Annotated in this window: 21 protein-coding genes; 19 read left to right on the top strand and 2 right to left on the bottom strand. The window is 45.6% G+C overall.

Features of this window, described 5'->3' with window-relative positions; translation table 11 throughout:
• The first annotated feature begins 71 nt into the window (after positions 1-71).
• The 8 genes from BN1691_RS01415 to yajC all read left to right on the top strand — a co-directional run bounded on the left by BN1691_RS01415 (position 72) and on the right by yajC (position 7,958).
• Positions 72-824, top strand: a complete 753-nt coding sequence (locus BN1691_RS01415) for a YebC/PmpR family DNA-binding transcriptional regulator (protein ID WP_048600456.1) — start codon at positions 72-74, stop codon at positions 822-824.
• A 156-nt stretch (positions 825-980) separates the two neighbouring features.
• Entirely contained in the window at positions 981-1,481 is a 501-nt protein-coding gene (ruvC, locus tag BN1691_RS01410; RefSeq protein WP_048600455.1) for a crossover junction endodeoxyribonuclease RuvC, read from the top strand.
• Positions 1,482-1,493: 12 nt separating this feature from the next.
• Positions 1,494-2,108 carry a Holliday junction branch migration protein RuvA gene (ruvA, locus tag BN1691_RS01405; protein ID WP_048600454.1) on the top strand — a complete coding sequence of 205 codons (615 nt, stop codon included), beginning with the start codon at positions 1,494-1,496 and terminating at the stop codon, positions 2,106-2,108.
• A 15-nt stretch (positions 2,109-2,123) separates the two neighbouring features.
• Positions 2,124-3,137, top strand: a complete 1,014-nt coding sequence (gene ruvB, locus BN1691_RS01400) for a Holliday junction branch migration DNA helicase RuvB (RefSeq protein WP_048600670.1) — start codon at positions 2,124-2,126, stop codon at positions 3,135-3,137.
• A complete protein-coding gene (locus BN1691_RS01395; RefSeq protein WP_048600453.1) occupies positions 3,134-5,254 on the top strand; it encodes a SpoIID/LytB domain-containing protein in 2,121 nt (706 codons plus the stop codon). The genes ruvB and BN1691_RS01395 overlap by 4 nt, the downstream gene beginning before the upstream one ends.
• 100 nt (positions 5,255-5,354) lie before the next feature.
• Positions 5,355-6,383, top strand: coding sequence for a tRNA preQ1(34) S-adenosylmethionine ribosyltransferase-isomerase QueA (gene queA / locus BN1691_RS01390; protein WP_048600452.1), 1,029 nt, complete (start codon positions 5,355-5,357; stop codon positions 6,381-6,383).
• Positions 6,384-6,467: 84 nt separating this feature from the next.
• Entirely contained in the window at positions 6,468-7,604 is a 1,137-nt protein-coding gene (gene tgt / locus BN1691_RS01385) for a tRNA guanosine(34) transglycosylase Tgt (protein WP_048600451.1), read from the top strand.
• 15 nt (positions 7,605-7,619) lie between these two features.
• Positions 7,620-7,958, top strand: a complete 339-nt coding sequence (yajC, locus tag BN1691_RS01380) for a preprotein translocase subunit YajC (RefSeq protein WP_048600450.1) — start codon at positions 7,620-7,622, stop codon at positions 7,956-7,958.
• A 102-nt stretch (positions 7,959-8,060) separates the two neighbouring features.
• Here the strand turns inward: yajC and BN1691_RS01375 are convergent, their stop codons facing one another.
• Positions 8,061-8,414: a TIGR04086 family membrane protein gene (locus BN1691_RS01375; RefSeq protein WP_048600449.1), complete on the bottom strand. Its 354-nt coding sequence runs from the start codon at positions 8,412-8,414 to the stop codon at positions 8,061-8,063.
• Between the two features lie 160 nt (positions 8,415-8,574).
• Between BN1691_RS01375 and BN1691_RS01370 the strand changes: the two genes are divergently transcribed.
• The gene (locus BN1691_RS01370; RefSeq protein ID WP_076850059.1) at positions 8,575-9,270 is read left to right on the top strand and encodes a DUF421 domain-containing protein; all 696 of its coding nucleotides are present in this window, start codon (positions 8,575-8,577) and stop codon (positions 9,268-9,270) included.
• A 25-nt stretch (positions 9,271-9,295) separates the two neighbouring features.
• Here BN1691_RS01370 and spoVB read toward each other — a convergent pair whose 3' ends face one another.
• Entirely contained in the window at positions 9,296-10,870 is a 1,575-nt protein-coding gene (gene spoVB, locus BN1691_RS01365) for a stage V sporulation protein B (RefSeq protein WP_048600447.1), read from the bottom strand.
• 92 nt (positions 10,871-10,962) lie between these two features.
• On the opposite strand from spoVB, the gene BN1691_RS01360 reads away from it, so the two are divergent.
• From BN1691_RS01360 to BN1691_RS01320, 10 genes are all read left to right on the top strand, one after another.
• On the top strand, positions 10,963-11,289 hold the full coding sequence (locus BN1691_RS01360) for a post-transcriptional regulator (RefSeq protein ID WP_048600446.1): 327 nt from the start codon (positions 10,963-10,965) through the stop codon (positions 11,287-11,289).
• A gap of 50 nt (positions 11,290-11,339) precedes the next feature.
• Complete coding sequence (gene secD / locus BN1691_RS14590; protein ID WP_076850058.1) at positions 11,340-12,569, top strand: protein translocase subunit SecD; 1,230 nt, start codon at positions 11,340-11,342, stop codon at positions 12,567-12,569.
• Positions 12,559-13,470: a protein translocase subunit SecF gene (gene secF / locus BN1691_RS14585; protein ID WP_076850057.1), complete on the top strand. Its 912-nt coding sequence runs from the start codon at positions 12,559-12,561 to the stop codon at positions 13,468-13,470. Before secD ends, secF begins: the two co-directional genes overlap by 11 nt.
• 86 nt (positions 13,471-13,556) lie before the next feature.
• Positions 13,557-15,962, top strand: a complete 2,406-nt coding sequence (gene recJ, locus BN1691_RS01350) for a single-stranded-DNA-specific exonuclease RecJ (RefSeq protein WP_053083675.1) — start codon at positions 13,557-13,559, stop codon at positions 15,960-15,962.
• Between the two features lie 21 nt (positions 15,963-15,983).
• Positions 15,984-16,502 (top strand): adenine phosphoribosyltransferase, encoded by a 519-nt coding sequence (locus BN1691_RS01345; RefSeq protein WP_048600445.1) that lies wholly within the window; start codon positions 15,984-15,986, stop codon positions 16,500-16,502.
• 137 nt (positions 16,503-16,639) lie between these two features.
• Complete coding sequence (locus BN1691_RS01340) at positions 16,640-18,796, top strand: RelA/SpoT family protein (protein WP_048600444.1); 2,157 nt, start codon at positions 16,640-16,642, stop codon at positions 18,794-18,796.
• Positions 18,797-18,834: 38 nt separating this feature from the next.
• A complete protein-coding gene (dtd, locus tag BN1691_RS01335) occupies positions 18,835-19,278 on the top strand; it encodes a D-aminoacyl-tRNA deacylase (RefSeq protein ID WP_048600443.1) in 444 nt (147 codons plus the stop codon).
• 253 nt (positions 19,279-19,531) lie between these two features.
• A complete protein-coding gene (locus BN1691_RS01330) occupies positions 19,532-20,191 on the top strand; it encodes a TorD/DmsD family molecular chaperone (protein ID WP_048600442.1) in 660 nt (219 codons plus the stop codon).
• A gap of 4 nt (positions 20,192-20,195) precedes the next feature.
• Positions 20,196-22,604: a DMSO/selenate family reductase complex A subunit gene (locus BN1691_RS01325; protein ID WP_048600441.1), complete on the top strand. Its 2,409-nt coding sequence runs from the start codon at positions 20,196-20,198 to the stop codon at positions 22,602-22,604.
• A 17-nt stretch (positions 22,605-22,621) separates the two neighbouring features.
• Positions 22,622-23,200, top strand: a complete 579-nt coding sequence (locus BN1691_RS01320) for a DMSO/selenate family reductase complex B subunit (protein WP_048600440.1) — start codon at positions 22,622-22,624, stop codon at positions 23,198-23,200.
• The last annotated feature ends 14 nt before the right edge of the window (positions 23,201-23,214 follow it).

Below are 23,214 nucleotides of genomic sequence, written 5' to 3'. Positions count from 1 at the left end.
GTCAAAAAATTGCGTCCTCTTTGAAGTTATGCTAGTATAAAGACGTATTTTTTTCTGGGAGGAGTCTTACCATGTCAGGACATTCAAAGTGGAAAAACATTCAACACCGTAAGGGCAGACAGGATGCACTTCGTGGGAAAATCTTCACGAAGGTGACAAAAGAGATCTTTGTCGCTGTTAAGAATGGTGGTGCAGACCCGCAAAATAACTTGCGCCTCAAAATGGCATTGCAAAAAGCCCGCGATAATAACCTACCTAATGATAATATTGAGCGTACGATCAAAAAGGCTTCAGGGGACTTAGAAGGCGTTGTTTATGAAGAGATTCTCTATGAAGGTTATGGTCCTGGTGGTGTGGCCGTCATGGTAGAATGTCTCACAGAGAATCGGAATCGTACTGCTGCAGATGTACGGCATGCTTTTTCGAAGCATGGTGGGAATCTCGGTGAGAGCGGCTGTGTCTCTTTCCTCTTCCAACGCAAGGGTGTTCTAACCTTGGACAATGAAGAACAGGAATTGGACGAAGAAGAGGTGATGATGGCTGCACTGGAGGCTGGAGCTGAGGATATATCCAGCGAGGATGATGAGATCGAGATCATTACTGCACCAGGAGATTACCTCAAGGTGAAAGAAGTCATGGAACAGCAAGGCTATCAGTTTAGCTCAGCGGAAGAGAGTATGGTGCCGTCTACCACCGTTGCACTAGCAGGTGGAGATGCAGAGAAGATGATTAAACTAATGGATGCCTTAGAAGATAATGATGACGTGCAAAACGTCTACGCCAACTTTGACATCGATGATGATGAGCTAGCATCCATGGAGTAAATCATTATTCTTAATGTTTATATTGAAGATCCTTTCGAGACCAGCGCAACTTGCAGGACTTGGAGGGGTCTTTATTATTGGAGAAGAAACGATCACATGTTTGTAGTACAATAAGTGGTAGTAATAGATTCTGCATAGTGTGGGGGAGGAAAAATTGTGATTATATTGGGGATTGACCCAGGGATCGCCATTACAGGCTATGGCGTGATTGAAAAGAAGGGGAGCCAGCTTCGTCCGATTCAATATGGTGCAGTGGAAACCAAAGCAGGAATTCCTACCCCCCGTCGTCTAAAACTAATCTATGATGCTTTTCATCAACTCTTCTCCACCTACCAACCTGATCATGTTTCCATCGAAAAGCTATTCTTTAATCGAAATGTGACCACAGCATTTACCGTTGGTCAAGCCCGCGGTGTAATGATTCTGGCTGCTGAGGAGCATGGTTTGCCTGTATTCGAATATACACCCTTGCAGGTGAAACAGGCGGTGGTTGGTTACGGGAATGCAGAGAAGCATCAGGTACAGGAAATGGTGAAGATGCTTCTCCATTTACAAGAGATTCCAAAACCAGATGATGTGGCAGACGCATTGGGGATCGCCATTACACACGCTCATGCCTATCAATGGCAGCACATGATGAATCAGGGTTCCAAATAGAGGAGGAAGAAGATGATCGACTTTGTTGAAGGAGAGCTATGTTATATTACGGAGGAGAGTGTCACGATCAACGTACAGGGCATCGGTTATCGTCTCTTCTGTGCTGAACCGATACAGCTAGTAGTGGGAGAGCATTGCCGCTTCTTTACCCATCAGCATGTACGAGAGGATGCCATTCAGCTCTATGGATTTACCACTGAAGAAGGGCGGGATCTTTTCCGCCTCCTCATTCAGGTAACCGGTATCGGCCCGAAGAGTGCCCTCGCCATTGTTGGCCAGGCCAATCCTCTTCAATTAGTGGCGGCGATTCAGCAGGAGAATCTTGCTTATCTCACCCAATTTCCAGGCGTTGGGAAGAAGACAGCCCAACGAATTCTCCTGGACTTAAAGGATAAGGTAAAGGACTGGATCGCTCAATATGGAGAGCTACTACAGCCGGCTAAGATGCCGACCAATCCTGTGATGACCAATCCAATCCGAGAGGCCAAGGAAGCGCTACTTGCCTTAGGCTATGGAGAACAGGAGATTCTTCCGTGGCTACAAGGAACCAAGTGGCCCGATGATGTAACGGTGGATCAGGTCATCCGCAGTATTCTCCAACAGCTAGGTAAGCGTTCAGGGAGGTAGGAGATGATGAATGAGATGGAAGACCGTATAATTTCTGCTCAGCTCCAATTGGCTGATCAAGGGGAGGAGCTCTCCTTACGTCCCCGTTATCTTCGTGAATATATTGGACAGCATCAGGTGAAAGAAACTCTCCAGATTTTTATCGATGCTGCCAAGATGCGTAATGAAGCATTGGATCATGTGTTACTCTATGGACCGCCTGGGCTAGGGAAGACCACGCTGTCACAGATCATCGCCAATGAGCTTGGCGTGAATATCCGTACAACCTCTGGCCCTGCCATTGAGCGAGCTGGAGATTTAGCAGCCATTCTCACCAATCTACAAGAGGGTGATGTTCTCTTTATTGATGAGATTCATCGGCTCAATCGCTCTGTGGAGGAAGTTCTCTATCCCGCCATGGAGGATTTTGCTCTTGATATTATCATCGGTAAAGGACCCAGTGCCAGATCGGTACGCCTCGATCTGCCTCCATTCACCTTAATTGGTGCAACAACGAGAGCAGGCAATCTCTCCGCTCCGCTCCGTGATCGCTTCGGTGTGGTGAGTCGCTTGGAATATTATCAGATCGAAGATTTAGTGGAGATCGTTTCAAGAGCTGCCGATATTTTAAATGTAACCATGATGGGCGAAGGAGCGCTAGAGATTGCCCGTCGCTCTCGGGGAACGCCCCGAATTGCGAATCGTTTACTACGACGGGTCCGTGATTATGCGCAGGTCCGTGGCGATGGGATCATCACGGAGGAGATTGCTCGTGAAGCTTTACAGCTATTACAGGTAGATCAATTAGGCTTGGATCATATCGATCATAAATTATTAGCTTCCATCATTGATAAGTATGGTGGGGGACCAGTGGGGTTAGATACTATCGCTGCCTCCATTGGTGAGGAATCAACCACCATTGAAGATGTTTATGAACCTTATTTGATGCAAATTGGTTTTCTCCAACGAACCCCCCGTGGTCGGATGGTAACCGCGAATGCTTATCAGCATTTGGGTTTGGAGGATTTGGCGAGGGAGGATACGGAATGATGAAATTAAGGCGTACAGTAATAACCTTTTTGCTCATTGTTTTACTAGGGGGAACGTTTATTCCTTGGTATTCAGTCCATGGAAGTACCCTCTCACCTATGGCGCGAATCGCCCTATTTCTCAATCCAGAAGGGGATGGATTTCGCCAGGTTACACCAGTGATTACACTTTCCTCTCCCAGCTCGTTGTCGCTGGAGATCGAGAGTAATGGTACCCGTCAGCCCTGGCTACAGCTCGGTGCCCATGGAAAGGTTAGCTTCTCGCTCAATCAGCATACCATCCATGTGGTCACCACCTCACAGCGGCAGGAAGCACTACTTCTCGTCCAATCCTTAACCAATGCCAATCAGCATCCCATTCTTCAAGAGCTCAATCTTTATGGACAATCCATGTATCGAGTAACTGTGGGAGCTTATCCTACATTGGATGCTGCAAAGCAAGGATTGGCAACGATTCAGAACATCGTACACCGAGAAGTGCATATTCTTGGTCCTTATCAATTAGTAAGTCAAGCGTTTGCTCAATATGATGGAGCTAAGCAGCTACAACAATTGGTTTTGCAAAGTGGTCTTGAAGCGTATATTGGTGAAGAGCTTACTCCACAAGGGATCATCTACCGTGTTGGTGTAGGAGCAGCTACCAGCAGTGATGGCTTAAATCAAATACGGCAACAGCTAATTCAAGCAACTCCAGCAGTTACTTGGACCGATTCCACTCAATTAACGCAAGCAATTCTCTGGAGGTGGACACGGCAGGATGCAACCCTTTCACCTACACCCTATTCACATTATGTGATGAGTGGAGTAACCAAGCTTTATGCTAGTAGTACAGGAGATGGTCATCTTCCACCACTCATTCAGGTGGATGAAAAATACCAGCGACAATACCGTGGTACCATGGAGCTTCAGCCGATTCGTGGTGCTCTTGCCTTGATTAATCAGCTACCTGTGGAAGAATACTTATATGGGGTCATAGGCACTGAGATGGCAGGAAGCTGGCCATTGGAAGCATTGAAAGCACAAAGTGTGCTAGCACGGACCTATTACTCTGGCTTAGGCAATAAATACGGTGTTGCTGTGGCTTCCGACTCCACCTTTGAGCAAGCCTATAAGGGATATCTTGTAGAGAATGACCGGATCCGCCAAGCTGTGGATGGAACGCAGGGAATGGTTCTCTACTACGGGAATAAGCTGGCCCAAGCTTTCTATTACTCCAATGCCGGGGGTCAAACTGCAGAAGGTCAAGAGGTATGGGGAAATAGCGTACCCTATCTCCAATCCGTGATCAGTAATGATGCTATCGCTTCCCAGGATAAGCCGATCTGGTATCAAGTGGAGCTTCCCAATGGAGTTATCGGCTATATTCGTCAGGATCTAATTAGTATTCTACCGGAGACGAACACCATTAACCTTCAGAAGGGCTATATTAATGGAGATATGGTGAATGTTCGCTCAGGTCCCAGCACTAGTGATCACCCCATCATCGCCAAGGTAGAACGAGGCGTCAAGGTAACCATTCTCGGACAAAGAGTGGAGAACAATTCCTACGAATGGGTGGTTGGACCATTTACAGGTGATGAGATTCAGAAGATGCTCCAATCCAGCTCTCTTGTAAAGGTGAGCATCCCGCAGCCTGTACAACATTTAGAGGTGAGTCAAACAGGTCCATCGGGGCGGGTTTTACAGGTGAAGGCAGATAGTCAAGTGATCCAGCTTTCTTCGCCAGATAGCTATCGTTCCATCTTCCGTTATAACAATCAGAGTCTACGTAGTAATCGTTTTACCATTGAAGAGACAGGGAATTATCAGGTATTAGGAGCAAATGGAGTTCAGCTACCGAAGCCAGATTCCACTCTCCCTCTTTATACCATCGCAGCGGATCAGCAAGTGCGACCATTGACGCAGGAACGAGAGCAGTTTCTCGTCTATGATCATCAAGGGAATCTACATCAGTTAAGTAGCCAGCCTATGTTCCTGATCAATGGTAAAGGCTTCGGCCATGGACTAGGTCTCTCTCAATACGGAGCGAAGGCGATGGCTGAACAAGGTTATGATTATCTCAGCATCCTGCATCATTACTTCACCACACAGGTGGAAATCCGTTCGGTTATACAGTAAAATGGATAAATGCATAGGTACAACAATGCGATAGTGAATGCTATCGCATTTTTTACCCACCTTAATAGGTGGAGATTACAAATTAAGAAGGGGTCAAAGCATGAAGGTAGAAGATTTTGATTTTGACTTACCTGAAGAGCTTATCGCACAGACACCTTTGCGTGAGCGGAGTGCGTCGCGTCTTCTCTGTGTGAACCGTCAGAATCAATCCTTAGAACATCGACATTTCTACGATCTTGTGGAGTACTTAAAACCACAGGATACGTTGGTGATTAATAATAGCAAGGTGATTCCAGCCCGCTTATTCGGGGTGAAGCCAGATACAGGTGCCCATGTTGAAGTATTATTACTTAAATCCATCGGCGACAATCAATGGGAGACCTTGGTGAAGCCAGGGAAACGTCTCAGAGAAGGAGCCTTGATCCAGTTTGGCAATGGGGAACTGATGGGCGAGGTACTGTCCCATACTACGGCGGGTGGTCGCATCATTCGCTTTCAGTATGAGGGGATCTTTAATGAAATCCTTGATAAGCTCGGTGAGATGCCACTTCCTCCCTATATTAAAGCGAAGTTAGAGGATCGTGATCGCTACCAAACCGTCTATGCGAAATTTGAAGGCTCTGCTGCTGCGCCTACGGCTGGACTACACTTTACTCCAGAGCTGCTAGAACGGTTGAGGGTGAAGGGTGTGCAGATCGCCGAATTAACCTTACATGTAGGGTTAGGAACATTCCGACCAGTCAGTGTAGATAATGTGGAAGAGCATGAGATGCATTCGGAGTACTATGAATTAAATGAAGCCAATGCTCGTATAATTATGGAAACCAAACAGCGTGGCGGTCGTATTATTGCGGTAGGGACAACATCAACACGTACCTTAGAAAGCATCGCGCGTAAATTTGGCGGAGAAGTAAAGGCTGACCAAGGCTGGACTGATATCTTTATCTACCCTGGTTATTCACCATTCTTTATCGATGGGATGATTACCAATTTCCATTTACCCAAATCCACTTTGATTATGCTTGTCTCCGCTCTTGCCGGACAAGATTTAATTACGAAAGCCTATCATGAAGCCATCGCTGAGCGTTACCGCTTCTTTAGCTTTGGCGATGCCATGTTTATTTATTAATCAGCCTTTTCCAAATATCTATTGGAAAAGGTTTTCACAGGCGGGTAGATATAGTATAATTGCTAAAATAGGAGGCAAGAACAAGTGGTAGCTGTAACCTATGAATTGATTAAAACGGATAAGAAGACGGGTGCCCGTCTGGGAAGATTACATACCCCGCATGGAACATTTGAAACACCGATGTTTATGCCTGTTGGTACCCTCGCCTCTGTGAAAGCAATGAGCCCTGAAGAACTAAAGGAGATGGGGGCGGGTGTGATCCTCGCCAATACCTATCATCTTTATTTACGACCAGGTCATGAGCTTGTGAAAGAGGCTGGTGGGTTACATCAGTTCATGAATTGGGATCAAGGGATCTTAACAGATAGTGGCGGTTTTCAAGTGTTTAGTCTAGCAAAATTACGGGAAATAACTGAGGAAGGTGTTCATTTTCGTTCTCATCTCTCAGGGGCTAAACTGTTCTTGAGCCCTGAAAAGGTAATGGAGATCGAAAATGCCCTCGGAGCCGATATTATTATGGCCTTCGATGAATGCCCTCCAATCCCTGCGGAAAAATCCTATGTGAAGCAATCATTGGAGCGGACAAGCCGTTGGGCAGAGCGCTGTCTAAAGGCACATCAACGCCCTGATGATCAAGCTTTGTTTGGGATTGTACAAGGGGGTACTTACAGTGATCTACGTATTCAGAGCGCTAAGGAGATCACATCATTGGACTTCCCAGGGTATGCCGTTGGCGGTCTAAGTGTTGGTGAGCCGAAAGAAGTCATGTATGAAATGTTGGAATGCACGGTACCGTTCTTGCCTCAAGATAAACCCCGGTACTTAATGGGGGTAGGTTCGCCTGATGCACTGATTGATGGGGTAATCCGTGGGATCGATATGTTTGACTGTGTCCTACCCACACGGATTGCTCGTAATGGAACATGTATGACCAGTGAAGGGCGCCTAGTCATTAAGAATGCAAAGTATGAGCGGGATTTCCGCCCTCTCGATCCTGCATGTGATTGTTACACCTGCCGCAACTATTCCCGTGCGTATATCCGTCACCTCATACATAGTGATGAAATATTTGGCTTACGTTTAACCTCTTATCACAATCTGTATTTCTTGATCCACTTAATGCAACAAATTCGGCAAGCCATTCAAGAGGATCGACTGCTTCAATTCCGGGAGCAATTCTTTGCCCAATACTATGAAGGGAATCCAGAACGTGGATTCTAGAAAGGGGGGAATAGAATGATGGAAGTGGCTGCAGCAGCAGGTGCACAAGGCCCAAGCCTACTAGGTACTTTATTTCCATTTATCATCATGTTAGTGATCTTCTACTTCTTGTTAATTCGTCCACAACAGAAGCGTCAAAAACAACGGATGTCCATGCTAGATGCCTTAGGGCGTGGAGATGAAGTAGCGACCATTGGAGGACTTCGTGGAACCATTGTGGAGCTAACCGATGATATTGTGAAGCTTAAGGTTGCTGATGGTGTTAAATTAACCTTTGACCGTCAAGCGATTAACGCTGTGATTAATAGCAACAGCGCCAACAATAACAGCAATGAACCAAAGGACAAAGAATAATTAATAAAAAAGCTGCTCGATTCGTCAATAAACAGACGAGTTGGCAGCTTTTTTGATCACAGTTCATGATCAAGATAACCAAATTGATTGTAGCTTATCTGACTATCGATTCACCCCAACAATCCCTCCCACTGCGCTGACTAAAAAAGCGCCTAGCCATAGAAGAAGATGTTGTAAGGAAAAAGGCAGACTAAAAGCAAGAAATCCGATGATGGTTAGAAGAATTGCATAGAGTAGACCAGCCATACCTCCGTGATACCATCCCTTTTCTTGTGCGCGCTTTCCACTGATAAAGCCACCGATCCATAACGCTAAAAGATGAACGGTATAAATAACATAGGGCAAGTTTGCTTCGCTCATGGAAGTAAGGGAGAGAATGGTTGCAATCAAGATAATTCCAACGAAAGCAATGCCCAGCATGAAACCAGTACCGATGACCCAGGGCATCCTTGTCATGGTGCCACCCCCTTTTTATCTAAAAATATGTAGGCTTGTCAATGATTAGACCAAAGGTTTCTTAAATATGGTAAGCATAATCTTTTTTTCTTGTTCAAATGATATGGAATAGTGAAGTTGGTATTACATCTTAGAAACTAATAAAGATGGAGGGAATAAAGTGGAATTACTTACCATCTTTTTTCGCTCTTTCTTAATCTTCTTCTTTGTCCTCTTGTGTTTACGTTTGATGGGAAAGCGGGAGATTGGAAAGCTTTCGGTCTTTGATGTGGTGGTTACTTTGATGATCGCAGAATTAGCTGCCATCATTATTGAAGAACCAAAACAGTCTATCTGGATGGGAATTGTCCCCATTCTAACCATGGTGTTGCTGCAAATTATCATCTCATATATCTCAATGCGCAGTATTAAAGTACGGGAGATGATGGATGGAACTCCTGTTGTCTTAATTGAAAATGGTGCGATTTGTGATGCAAATATGAAAAAGATGCGTTATAACATGGATGATTTGATGACACAGCTTCGTTCCAATCAAATTGCCAATATTGGTGATGTGGAGTTTGCCATCTTAGAGACATCGGGGAAATTGAGTGTTTTTCCAAAAGGAGCATTAGATCATGCAGATCAGCAGGATGAGAAAAGGGATGAGATATCGCTTCCTTATTCCTTTTTCCTTCCCCTTCCATTAATCATTGATGGGAAAGTACAGGATGATAGTCTCAATAAGATTCAGAAGACACGTTTCTGGCTAAAGGGGCAGATTCAGGAACATGGAGTTCAGGAGTTCAAGGACGTGATGTTTGCAACCATTAGTAGGGATGGGATTATCTATGTCGATAAAAAGGATCAGTCATAATCTTTTTAGAAGCAGAGTTGCAAGCTTAACGTCGTGGGAAGAAGGCAGCTAAGCGTGGTCCAATTCGTGGAATACGGCGAATATCCTGAGCTCCAATCATCTTAAACAGAATGGAAATAAAGAGATAAAAAATCGATGCGATCGTGATGAACAGTAGGAGACGAAGTGGACTAAAATCATCGATTTTCCCTATTCGCATGAAAAGCTGCATAAAGAGTGCAAGTAAGCTAAGATTAAGGGCGACTTTACTAAAGAGTACCCACTCAATACGGTACTCAATGGCCTGCATCAGTGAGATGAAATGAAGAACCGTGATAAGGGCAATGCTGATGTTATAGGCATAGGTTACACCATCAATCCCTAGATGTGGTTGAGAAGCAAGGAGAAAGATTAAGAGGCTGCGGACCACGGCACCTACGATGGAATTAATCATCGCATTTTTAGCCAAATCTAATCCTTGTAATGTAGCCTGCAACGGATATTGCAAGTAGAGCAGGATAAAGAAGAGCGACATTTGACGGAGCAGTACCCCTACTGCTTGGTCATTATAGATGAGCAGTGCCAACGGTTCAGAGAGAACGTAGAAAATGACGGAGGCAGGTGCGACAATGACAAGGCAGATACGGATCCCTTGGTGCAGGCGACGTTGGATCAGTCGCCTATTTTTTTTCGCATCTGCAGCTGAGATGGCAGGAATCATGGATGTGGATAAGGAATAAGTAAGGAAGGATGGAATATAGAGAATGGTGATGGCCATGGCTAGTTGACCATAGTAGGTAGTCGCTGAAGAGACAGCGATTCCAGCCATGGCTAGACTCTGTGCTACAAGAATCGGCTCGGCAGCCATTAAAAAACGGGCGATCAACGAGCTGGAGGTAACAGGAATAGAGATGCGAGCCATGCGCCGGAGTAACATTTTTTTACTATCGCCATTCCAGATGGTCTTCGCATATAATTCTTTTTGAAAGATTCCACTCCGTTTCATATAGCCACGCAATACAAGATAACTCGTTATTTCACCGATGATCATGCCTAGCATAGCGGCAGCTGCCGCTTTTTCTATGCCATAGGGAAGGGCATAGAGTGCCAATCCAATGACGGTAAAGATGCGAATGAAAGCTTCTACCATTTGTGAGATGGCTGTTGGGATCATATTGTGAAGACCTTGAAAGTAACCGCGATATACATTAGAGATGGCAATAATGGGGATGATGGGTAGCATCGCTAACATGGGATATAATGCACGTTGATCAGTAAGTAAGTAGGTGGAGATCCAAGGTGTTGCTAGGAACAAGCAGAGTGTCACAGTACAGCTTAGGAAGAAGACAAAGCGGGTGGAGAGCTGTACTAAGCTGGCGACACCGGTGAAGTCCCGTTTTGCCTGGGCTTCTGCCACCAATTTGGACAAGGTAATATTCAACCCAAAGATTGAAAGACTGATGGCAAAGAGTAGAAGCGGGAATGACATGCGAAACAGGCCCCATCCTTCTGCTCCAATCATACGTGGTAGGATAATCTGTGGTACCATTCCTAGTATCTTGGCAATAAGCCCTGACACCACGAGGATAAAGGTACCCTTCATAAAAGATTGTCGAGTCATTCCATGTCCCTCGCTTAATGGTTCGTTCTACGTTCAATTTATGTAGTAGTTCGTCCAATCATGACTAGAAGTTCAATGAGGAAGGAGAGGTAATGGTGGGAACAAAGGTGATGCGGTCTACTGAAGGGGCGTCCCATGAGCAAGTAACTACCATAGAAGTGGATCCCCACGATGGTAAGCAAGATGAGCTCCTTCATTATCTTTGTCAGAGCAAAGCAGAAGAATTTCAATTATTAGGCTATTATGTGACGCGGAGTGACTTAGTGGAATATTTCACAAAAAAATACCGTAACATCCATCTCCCCTTACATGCTTGGACACAGGAGATTCTATCCTTGCGTGTTACTACGTATATGGATTGGATGATGCTACAGGCGCTCTATACTACCAACCGAAGTAAATTGACAGTGGAATCATGAAAGTGTCATAATAGTATCGTTGTTTTTTATCACAAAGGGGGAAGACCGGAATGAAGTCAAGTAAGTTGATCACGTTCATTTTGATCGTTGTGATCATGTTTGGCGTGATCGGATTTACAACCAATGATATGCTTCAGAAGATCACCTTAGGTCTAGATATTCAAGGTGGTTTTGAAATCTTGTACCAAGCGTCAACAGAGGATGGAACCCCCGTTACGAAAGAAGCGATTACCAATACGGTTACCCAGCTAGAAAAGCGGGTTAGTGTAATTGGTGTGGCTGAGCCGGATATTACACCAGAAGGAAATGATCGTATTCGTGTAAAATTAGCCGGTGTTACGGATCCAGATGAAGCTCGGAGAATGCTGTCAACTACAGCGAAGTTAACCTTCCGAGATTCACGAGGGAACATCCTATTAACAGGTACCGACCTTGCACAAAATGGTGCCAGCGTACAGTTCGATGAAGCGAAACGACCATACATCCAAATGAAATTGAAGGATGCTGATCAGTTCCGCCAAATCACCACAGATTTATTGGGTCAACCATTATCCATCTATTTGGACGAGGACGAACTCACTTCACCGACAGTCCAAAGCGTAATCCCCAACGGGATTGCAAGTATTACAGGGAATTACTCCATGGATGAGATTAAAGAGTATGTAGGTCTTCTCAATGCAGGAGCTCTGCCCTTGCAGATGGAAGAGATTGAAGCACGTAGTGTCGGCGCTGCTCTAGGGAAAATGGCATTGGATGCCACAGTTTTTGCCGGGATTATCGGTGCTATCTTCATCTTCTTATATATGATGGCCTACTATCGCTTACCAGGCGTGGTGGCAACCATCACCTTGATCGTTTATATCTACTTGATTCTCCTCATCCTGATGCTAATGAAAGCAACCTTGACGTTACCGGGGATTGCCGGGATTATCTTGGGGGTTGGGATGGCAGTAGATGCTAATATTCTTACCTATGAACGGATCCGTGAGGAGATCCGTACGGGTAAAACCATTCGCTCTGCATTCCGTGCAGGTTCACGTCGTTCCTTAGCCACCATTATGGATGCGAATCTTACAACCATCCTTGCAGCTGTGATTATTTTCTACTTTGGGTCCAGCTCCATTCAAGGTTTTGCTGTTACCTTGATCACCAGTATTATCCTGAGCTTGGCGACCAATGTATGGCTATCCCGTATTCTACTAAATCTACTTATCCAAGCTGGTGTGGCCAATAAGCCATCCCGTTTTGGTGTAAAGGAGAGTGAGATCGGTGAACTTTAGTAAGATACACTTTAATTTTACTTCCCATCGTAAAGTCTACTATTTGATCTCACTAGCAATTTTGGCGATTGGTGTCGTTTCAATGCTCCTCGTGGGCTTAAATCCTGGCGTTGACTTCGTCAGTGGGACAAGTCTTGATGTCTATATTGGGCAATCCTTTGATGAGAAGCAGGTGGCTGACCTTGTAGAGACGACAGGATTCCCAGCTGATTCCATCCGAACTGCTGGTGATCAGAATGAGATTGCGGTTGTTCGGTACAAGGTGAATATCACCCATGAAGATGTAGTGAAGATTGAGAACACCGTGAAGCAAACATATGGAGATCAGGTTACCATTAGTGAAAACACCGTCAATCCCATGGTGGGGCAAGAACTTGTACGTAAAGCGATCTATGCTGTACTGTTAGCCTCTTTGGGAATCATTCTCTACGTAACCATTCGTTTTGAGTATCGTTTTGCCATCTCTGCGGTACTGGCGTTACTCTATGATGCATTCTTCATCATTGCACTCTTCTCCGTCTTCCAAGTGGAGGTAAACCTTCCCTTCATCGCGGCGATCTTGACCATTATCGGTTACTCCATCAATGATAAAATCGTTATCTTTGACCGGATCCGTGAGAATATGAAGACTGCGAAGGTGAAACGCTTCGAGGATCTCGAAGAAGTGGTCAATCATAGTATTAATCAAACGCTTGCCCGTTCCATTAACACCGTATTAACAGTGATGTTTGCAGCGTTTGCGCTCTTTATCTTCGGTGGTGAAGGGATTCGTAATTTCTCCCTTGCCCTCCTCTTTGGTCTTTTTAGTGGTGCATACTCTTCCATCTTTCTCGCCAGTCAGTTGTGGTTGGATTGGAGAGGCAATGAATTGAAAAAAGGAAAGGCTGCCCAAACCAACTAAGAGCAGGCAAACCAAAACCGCGGATCCACTTCCGCGGTTTTTCCACGTCATTCAAGTTAAGCTGGAGAAAGGAGAGGAGGAGAAAAATGCTCGAAGCAAAGACACGCTGGGTCTTACCTGACTACACCGATGAAGAGATTGAGAGAATGATGGCAACGTACCAGATTCCTTCTGTTGTTGCCAAGGTGCTACAAGCACGTGGCATCACCGATCCAGATGAGGTTGCTGCCATTCTACATCCCACCCCTCAGCTTCTCTATGATCCCTTTTTATTGCCGGGGATGGGCAAAGGGGTCGAACGAATTAAAGAAGCGGTGGCCAGTGGGGAGAAGATTCTCATCTATGGTGATTATGACGTAGATGGTGTCAGCAGTACCACTTTACTCATTCATGTTTTTCAGCAGCTAAAGGCCAATTTTTCCTATCATATCCCTAATCGATTCAGCGAGGGATATGGTCTCAATAAAGAAGCCATTGCCAAGGCGAAGGAGGATGGTGTAGCACTAATCATTACCGTAGATACAGGGATCAGCGGTGTTGATGAAGTGGCTTATGCCAATCAATTGGGCATCGATGTAATCGTGACGGATCATCATGAACCACCACCCCAATTGCCACCTGCCTTTGCTCTAATCAATCCTAAGCTATCAGATAATCAGTACCCATTTCCTTACTTAGCTGGCGTCGGTGTAGCCTATAAGCTCGCCCAAGCATTACTTGGCAATCCACCTGAGCAATGGCTACAGTGGGTGGCACTAGGTACCATTGCCGACCTTGTACCATTGGTGGGTGAGAATCATGTGTTGGCAGCCCTCGGTCTGCAGCAGCTTAATCTTGCCCCTACCATTGGGATGACGGAGCTGATCCGTGTGGCCGATTTACGTGAAGGAGAGATTAGCGCTGGGCATATTGGCTTTCAGCTGGGACCTCGCATCAATGCCAGTGGTCGATTAGAGGATGCATCCATGGCAGTTCGCTTACTCATCAGTCAACAGCGTGATGAAGCGGTTCTCCTTGCGCAACAATTAGATCGTCTCAATCGTGAGCGCCAGGAGATGGTGGACGCCATCGCCCAAGAGGCGGTAATGATGGTGGAGGAGCAGCAAGCCATCCGCCCGCGAAATTTCCTCATGGTGGCAGGAGAGGGCTGGAATCAAGGGGTGATTGGTATCGTTGCTTCTCGACTAGTGGAGGCCTATTACCTGCCTACCATCGTTTTTAGCATTGACGCTGAGACGGGCTTAGCAAAGGGGTCAGCACGTAGTATCGCTGGCTATGATATGTATGCAGCCTTACAGACAGCACGGGAGTACTTAGTCCAATTTGGTGGGCATCCCATGGCAGCAGGGATGACGGTGGAGGTTGAGCAGCTAGAAGCGTTGCATGAGGTGCTACATCAATATGCCTGTGAGCATTTACAAGCGGAGGATTATACGCCACAAACCAGGGTGGATGCTAGTATCTCCTTAGCTGAGGTAAATGTGGAGAGCGTTGAAGCGTTAGCACACTTAGCTCCCTATGGTGTAGGGCATCCTACTCCAGCGTTCTTGCTGAAGGAGGTTTCCTTGCAAAACTTACGGGCAATTGGACGAAATCAAGAGCATTTAAAGGGTCAAATTGTCGCTGGCGATGACGCCTTAGATTTGATCTATTTTCAGGGAGCCAAGGTAGGAAGTCAGATTAGTCCAGGCGCCGAGGTGAACACCCTTGGAGAGCTACAGATTAATGAATGGAACGGGACGCGTAAGCCACAGATTTTAATTCGAGATCTTCAGGTTCCACATTGCCAAATCTTCGATTGCCGCCATCTTGCCCAAAAGCCTGAAGAGATCGTGGATCAACTGAATCTTGCTACAGCGTGGAGGACAGGACTTCTTTATTTTCAGGATGATCGTCTTGCTGAAGTAGAGCAGCTATCTAAGCAAGTGATGAATTGTTCACCAATATACATTGACAAATCGGCTAGATCTATTAAAGTGAAAGAGGGAAGATTAGGGTTTGGAGAAGAAAACGGTGGAACATCAATTGACCAATTGGTTCTCTATGATTGTCCGCCTAGCTTAGTGACATTACACCGTAGCCTCCAATCCTTTTCAAGCGTTAAACGCATTTATTGTCTATTTACATTACCCGGGAAATCAACCTTCTTTTCACGCTTGCCACAGCGGGAGGATTTTAAGTGGCTATATGCATTGCTTCGTCAATATGGTGAACTACCTTATACTCAAGTCCAACAAATGTTAGAAAGACGGGGTTGGACAGGGGAGCAAGCGACTTGGATGATTCAGGTTTTCGTGGAGCTAGATTTCATTACAGTTCAAGCGAACCGTGTGTCCATTGTAGCTCATCCTAAAAAACAGGAATTAGAGAGTTCTCCATCCTACCGCCGAATGTATGAGCAGACCGAAGTAGAAAGGGAGATAATATACTCCCCATTTAGCCAGCTCGCAGACTGGATTAGGAATGTAAGAGCTGAAACTGGGCAATGTTAGTAGATAAGGGGGAAGACAAAAATGGATTATCAATCATCGATTCGAGTTATTGAAGATTTTCCTACAGAAGGAATCAGTTTTAAGGATATTACTACCTTATTAAAAAATGGACCTGTTTTTAAGGCAGCGATCCACGACTTGGCTCAATTCGCTAAGAAACAGGGTGCCGAAGTGATCGTTGGTCCAGAAGCGCGTGGCTTTGTGGTAGGATGTCCATTGGCGTTTGAACTAGGTGTTGGTTTTGTGCCAGTTCGTAAGCAAGGAAAATTACCTGCAGAGACGATCTCTGCTTCCTATACATTGGAGTATGGTTCTGATGCCTTAGCCATGCATAAGGATGCCATTCAACCAGGACAAAAAGTATTGGTGGCTGATGACCTATTAGCTACAGGTGGAACAATCTCTACCACCATCAATCTGGTGAAGCAATTAGGCGGTGAAGTGGTGGGGGTAGCGTTCCTTATTGAATTAACAGAATTGGAAGGACGTAAGCGTTTGCATGAATATGATGTTTACTCACTAATCCAGTATGAAAAATAAGACAATATTACTAGGATGATGGAAGAGATGAGTGAGCATTCCTTGAATAACAAGGAATCCCCTAACTCATCTCTTTACATATTGTGCGAAAATGAGGATAATGGAGAATAATAGACCAATGATTCAGGTGAAAATACATGGACGTTAACAAATTGAAAGAAAAAGCAGCCAGTTACCTTCCTCCAGAGCAGGTTGAGATGATCGAGCAAGCCTACTTTATGGCTGAAGAAGCTCATCGCGGTCAACTTCGCAAATCAGGGGATCCCTATATTACTCATCCTGTGGCAGTTGCCGATATCTTACTAGACCTCCAGATGGATGGGTATACTGTTGCAGCCTCCTTACTTCATGATGTGGTAGAGGATACTCCCATTACCTTGGAGCAGGTTCAGACCAAGTTTGGCCCTGAGGTAGCCATGTTAGTGGATGGCGTGACGAAGTTACGCAGGATTAAATATAAGTCCAAAGAGGAGCAGCAGGCGGAGAATCATCGGAAGATGTTTGTGGCCATGGCGAAGGATATTCGCGTTATTCTGATCAAGTTAGCCGACCGCTTGCACAATATGCGAACGCTGAAGTATCATCCACCAGAGAAGCAACGTCAGAAGGCAGAGGAGACGTTGGAAATCTTTGCTCCCCTTGCCCATCGCTTGGGGATTTCCACGATCAAATGGGAGTTAGAAGATACGGCATTGCGCTACCTTAATCCTCAGCAGTATTATCGCATCGTCCATTTAATGAACAAAAAGCGGACAGAGCGGGAAGCGTATATTCAAGAAGTAATCGCCACATTGAAGACGCAGTTGAAAGAGATCAACATTGAGAATGCAGATGTATCTGGACGTCCCAAGCATATTTACAGCATCTATAAGAAGATGAAATCACAGCATAAGGAATTCAATGAGATTTATGATTTGCTAGCAATACGGATTATTGTAAATGATGTGCGGGAATGCTATGCAGCCCTTGGCTTGGTTCATACCCATTGGAAGCCCATGCCAGGTCGTTTTAAAGATTATATTGCCATGCCCAAGTCCAATATGTATCAATCCCTGCATACCACCGTCATCGGTCCCAATGGTGAACCGTTGGAAGTACAGATCCGTACCAAAGAGATGCATAAGACGGCAGAGTATGGGATCGCCGCACACTGGGCCTATAAAGAAGGAAAAGTGGTCAGTAAAGAGAGCCTCTCCGATAAGCTGAGCTGGTTCCGAGAAATCTTAGACTGGCAGCAGGACTATGGTGATGCGCAAGAATTTATGGAAAATTTAAAAACGGACCTCTTTAGTGATGTAGTCTTTGTCTTTACACCCAAAGGTGATGTGGTCGAGCTTCCAGCTCACTCTGTTCCCTTAGATTTTGCCTATCGGATTCACTCAGAGGTAGGTAACCGCTGTATCGGTGCCAAAATTAATGGGAAAATTGAGCCCTTGGATACAGAGTTGAAGACGGGGGACATCGTAGAGGTGCTTACCTCGAAGCATAGCTATGGTCCTAGCAAGGACTGGCTCAAAATTGCCAAGTCCAGTCATGCTCGAAATAAGATCCGGCAGTGGTTCAAGCGGGAGAAGCGTGAAGAAAACATTCGCCGTGGCCGTGAAGAGATTGAAAATGAGCTACGGAAACTGAATCTAGATCCTCATCGTTTTATGACGGATGAAGCGCTCTTAGAAGTTTCCACCAAGTATCACTTTAACCAGGTGGATGATATGATCGCTGCTGTTGGCTATAGTGGGATCTCTGCCTTACAAATCGTCAACCGTCTCACTGAGAAATTTCGTAAGGAGCAAGCAATAGAGGAGAAAGCATTACCTGAGACGAAGCCACCTGTGAAGAAGCATTTTGATCAAGGTGTTCGGGTCAAGGGGATCGATAATCTACTTGTCCGTTTTTCTCGCTGCTGCAACCCAGTGCCTGGAGATGAGATTATCGGCTATATCACGCGTGGTCGTGGTGTTTCCATCCATCAAGTCGACTGTCCCAATATTCAAGATGAACAGGATAAGGAACGTCTCATTGCTGTTGAGTGGGAGAGCGAGGAGAGCAATCAAACCTATCATGTGGACTTGGAGATCCGTGGCTCGGATCGCAAGGGCCTACTCAATGAAATCCTAACCATCGTAACCGATAGTAAGACCAATATTCAGGCTGTAAGTGGTCGTGCTGATAAGAATGGAACGGCTGTGATCGAGATGACCGTGGCCATTTACAATAAGGATCATCTCCAGAAGGTAGTGGATAAAATTAAGCGAACGAAGGATATCTATGCTGTAAGACGGGTGATGAGTTAGATATGTCGGTGATTGGTCTAGAGAGGTGAGAGACGGACATGAGGATTGTTGTCCAAAGAATTCGTAATGGTCAGGTAACAGTAGAGGATGATGTAACTGGCACTATACGGGATGGTCTACTCTGCTTGGTAGGCGTCACCCATGAGGATACGGAAGAGGATGCCAAGTATTTAGCACAGAAGGTGGTTCATCTCCGAATCTTTGAGGATGAGGAAGGGAAGATGAATCGTTCTCTCCTTGATCAAGGGGGTGCCCTCCTATCGGTCTCTCAGTTTACCTTGTATGGAGATTGCCGCAAGGGTCGTCGTCCTAATATGATGCAAGCAGCCCCTCAAGCGGTAGCAGAACCAATCTGGGAAGCCTTCAATCAAGCAGTAGAGGCTGAGGGAGTCCACGTGGAAGTCGGTCGTTTTGGTGCCATGATGGATGTTACCTTTACCAATGTGGGGCCAGTAACCTTTATTGTGGAATCAAAGAACTAAAGATAAGCGAGAAGTCTGGATTGCTCTGTAATGGAGTAGTTCAGGCTTTTTTTATTTATCAGAATCTCAGCCATTACAGATCATTTGTACAAGTTGCACAAAAATGATTGCTGTTATTCGTACAAGTTGCCCAAGGGCTTAACACAGAGAAAATCCTAAAATAGATGTATCAACATCTCACAAGATGTTGGAACGATGGTTCTAGTGGGGGTAGGGAAGGTTAGAAAAGTAAGGTGGAGGTGAGCAAACCGAGATGGATGAACGTTCAAATGAAGATAGAGAGCAGATTGAACAGGCACGTCTCTATATGTACCAGCTATTACAGCGGGGCTTTGCTAGAGAGCCAGATGAAGCGCTTTTTAAGGTCATTCATCAAGAGGAGGCTTGTCAGCAACTAGTGAACATGGATTTAACCCTTGCGGAGGCTTGGAAGGATCTGTTGAACGCGAATGAAGAAGAGCTACCAACGCTGGTTACCAAGGAACAGGAGGAATTCCAACGTCTTTTTATTGGACCAGGACCATTACAAGCCCCACCTTGGGAATCGGTCTACACCAGTAAAGAAGGTAATCTCTTTGATCGTGCAACACTGGAAGTGCGGGCAATCTATCTAGAGCAGGGCTATCAATTTACTCGCTATCAGCATGAGCCCGATGATCATCTAGCCTTGGAATTAGAGTTTATGGCAAAAATGATTGAGCAGTGGCTACAGCTAGAGGATGAAGTAGAACGTAGTATTTCACTGCATGTACAGCGGGACTTTTTGAAGCAGCACTTAATCAACTGGGTACCGCAGTTTGCCCAACGAATTGAGAAGCTAAGCAAATCTCAGTTCTATCAAGGCTTTGCCCATCTGTTACAGCAATTTTTAATCATAGATCTTGAGCTATTACAACGGGAAAAGGAGGAGTAGCGCAATGGAGGATAAACAAAATCAAACCTCAAAGCTCCATACACTGGATACCAATATGAGTCGGCGGACATTTCTGAAATGGACAGGTGCCGTAGCAGGAACAGCAACATTAACAGGAACCTTGACAGGGTGTAATTCCTTAGAGCCAGCAACAGGTCAGAACGAGATTGCCAAGGGTGTTCCTGCTATCGATGAGGATATGGTGATTCCTACTTGTGGTACGAATAACTGCGGAGGACGCTGCCTAATTAAAGCACATATCAAGGATGGTACATTGGTACGGATCAGTACAGATGATGCAGAACAGGATGAGCTGATGATGCCCCAGTTTCGTGCCTGTGTACGTGGTCGAGGCTATCGTAAAATGCTTTACCACCCCGATCGGCTAAAGTACCCAATGAAACGTGTAGGGAAGCGGGGAGAAGGTAAATTTGAGCGGATTAGCTGGGAAGAAGCTGTAGAGATCATTGCCAGTGAAACGAAGCGGATTACTGAAACCTATGGTCCAGGCTCCCGTTATGCAACCTATGCTTGGGGTACCTCTGCTGTCTTTCGTCCTGAGGATTTAGCCACAAGGCTCTTTGATCTCACAGGAGGTCACCTAGGCTATTACAATGACTATAGTGAGTCCTGCGCTATGGTAGCTACACCATATACCTATGGAACCATGTATACAGGGAACTCCAATGATGACTGGGTAAACTCGAAGATGATTATCCTTTGGGGATACAATCCTGCCGAAGCTATCTTTGGTTCAGCTACGAACTTTATGCTACGTAAAGCAAAGGAAGCCGGTGCAAAAATCGTTGTTGTGGATCCACGCTATAGTGATACCGCCATAGCGTTTGCTGATGAGTGGATTCCTATCTTGCCCGATACTGATGTGGCCATGATGAATGCCATGATGTATGTCTTGATCACAGAAAACCTCTATGACAAAGCATTTGTAGATAGGTTTTGCCTTGGCTTTGATGAAGAGCATATGCCTGAAGGTGTACCTGCAGGAGAATCGTTAAAGAGCTATATTCTCGGTAAGCAAGATGGTATTCCTAAGACACCAGAATGGGCCGAGAAAATCTGTAAGGTACCTGCCCATACCATTCGTAGATTAGCACGAGAATATGGCACACTGAAGCCAGCAGCATTCGTACAAGGCTATGGTCCTCAGCGCCGAGCCAATGGTGAACAAGAGGTCCGTGGAGGTACGATTCTCGCTGCCATGACAGGAAATGTGGGAATCCATGGTGGTTGGGCTTCTGGTTCAGCCTTTATGGCTCGCTTTGATAATGCTTGGATGCCCATGCCAGAGAATCCGATCCAAGTAAAAATTCCAACCTTCCTCTGGACAGATGCTGTCATACGGGGAACGGAGATGGGTCCAGAGGATGGTTTGATCGATGGAGATCGACTTCCTAGTAATATCAAGCTCATATACAATCTTGCAGGGAATGCCCTTCTCAATCAGCATGCTAATATTAATCGAACGATCGAGATTTTGCAGGATGAGAGCAAGGTAGAATTTATTGTTTGTAGTGATCTGTTTATGACCCCCAGTGCAAAATTTGCTGATATTCTGCTCCCAGGGAACAGCTTCTTCGAGCGCTATAATCTCTGTACACCTTGGGACCAAGGGAGCTATGTCATCCTCTCGCAAAAGGTGGTAGAGAATCTCTACGAAGCTCGTAATGAGTACGAATGGCTCGCTGAGGTAGCCGATAAGCTAGGGATTGGTCAAGAATTCACCGAAGGAAGGACCGAGAAGGAATGGGTTGAATGGGCTGTGGAAGAGACACGGAAGATCAATCCTGGCTTCCCAACCTTTGAAGAACTCAGTCAGATCGGGATCTATAAGTTTAAGTTTGATGAGCCATATGTAGCCTTTAAGGAACAGATTGAGGATCCGGAGAATAATCCCTTCCCTACGCCATCAGGTAAGATTGAGATCTTCTCCAAGGCACTCTATGATATGCAGAATGAAGAGATCCCAGCCATTCCGAAGTATATACCATCCTGGGAAGGACCAGAGGATCCATTGACGGAGCAATACCCATTGCAATGTATGGGTTGGCATATTAAACGGCGCTGCCATTCCATCCATGATAATCATCCTTGGATGGAAGAAGTGGATCCACAAAGAATGTGGATGAACCCACAGGACGCAGCTCCACGTGGAATCCAAGATGGCGATCGTGTAAAGGTATATAACGATAGGGGTACTACCTTTCTGCCTGTTCGCATTACCAGTCGGATTATTCCTGGCCTCGTGGCCATACCGCAGGGTGCATGGTATACACCAAATGATAAAGGGGAGGATGAACGGGGCTCTATCAACGTTCTGACGAATCACCGCCCAACACCACTGGCAAAAGCTAATGCTCAGCATACCAACCTCGTTGAAGTAGAAAAGGCGTAACGGGAGGAGGAATAGAAATGGGAAAACAACTAGGATTTTATATTGAACAGAACCGTTGTATCGGCTGTCGTGCTTGTCAAGTAGCCTGTAAAGATAAAAATGATCTCGAAGTAGGCGTCCTCTTCCGTAAGGTGAAAGAGGTGGAGTATGGGAGCTTCGTCCAGCAGGGAGATGCCTATCTGCCTAATGTAGGTGCCTACTACATTTCCATCTCCTGTAACCATTGTACGGATCCAAAGTGTGTCGAAAACTGCCCCACAGGTGCGATGTATAAGCGGGAAGAGGATGGGGTTGTTCTCGTCAATCCCGATGTTTGTGTGGGATGTCGTTATTGTACGATGGCCTGTCCATATGGAGCACCACAATTTATTGAGGAATTAGGACAAGTAAGGAAGTGCAACTTCTGTCTTGAACTTATTGCCAATGGTGAGCAGCCTGCCTGTGTAGGTGCTTGTCCTACCCGTTGTATTCATTATGGTCCTATTGATGAGCTTCGCGAGAAGTTTGGAGGAACGGCAGATCTATACGGGCTACCTAGCTCTGAGATCACACATCCCAATATTCTCTTTAATCCACATAAGGACGCAAAACATTAAGCGAAGGGGGTAAT

The organism is Rubeoparvulum massiliense (genome assembly GCF_001049895.1).
Taxonomy (GTDB): Bacteria; Bacillota; Bacilli; order Rubeoparvulales; family Rubeoparvulaceae; genus Rubeoparvulum; species Rubeoparvulum massiliense.
This window is presented reverse-complemented; position numbering and strand designations above follow the sequence as displayed.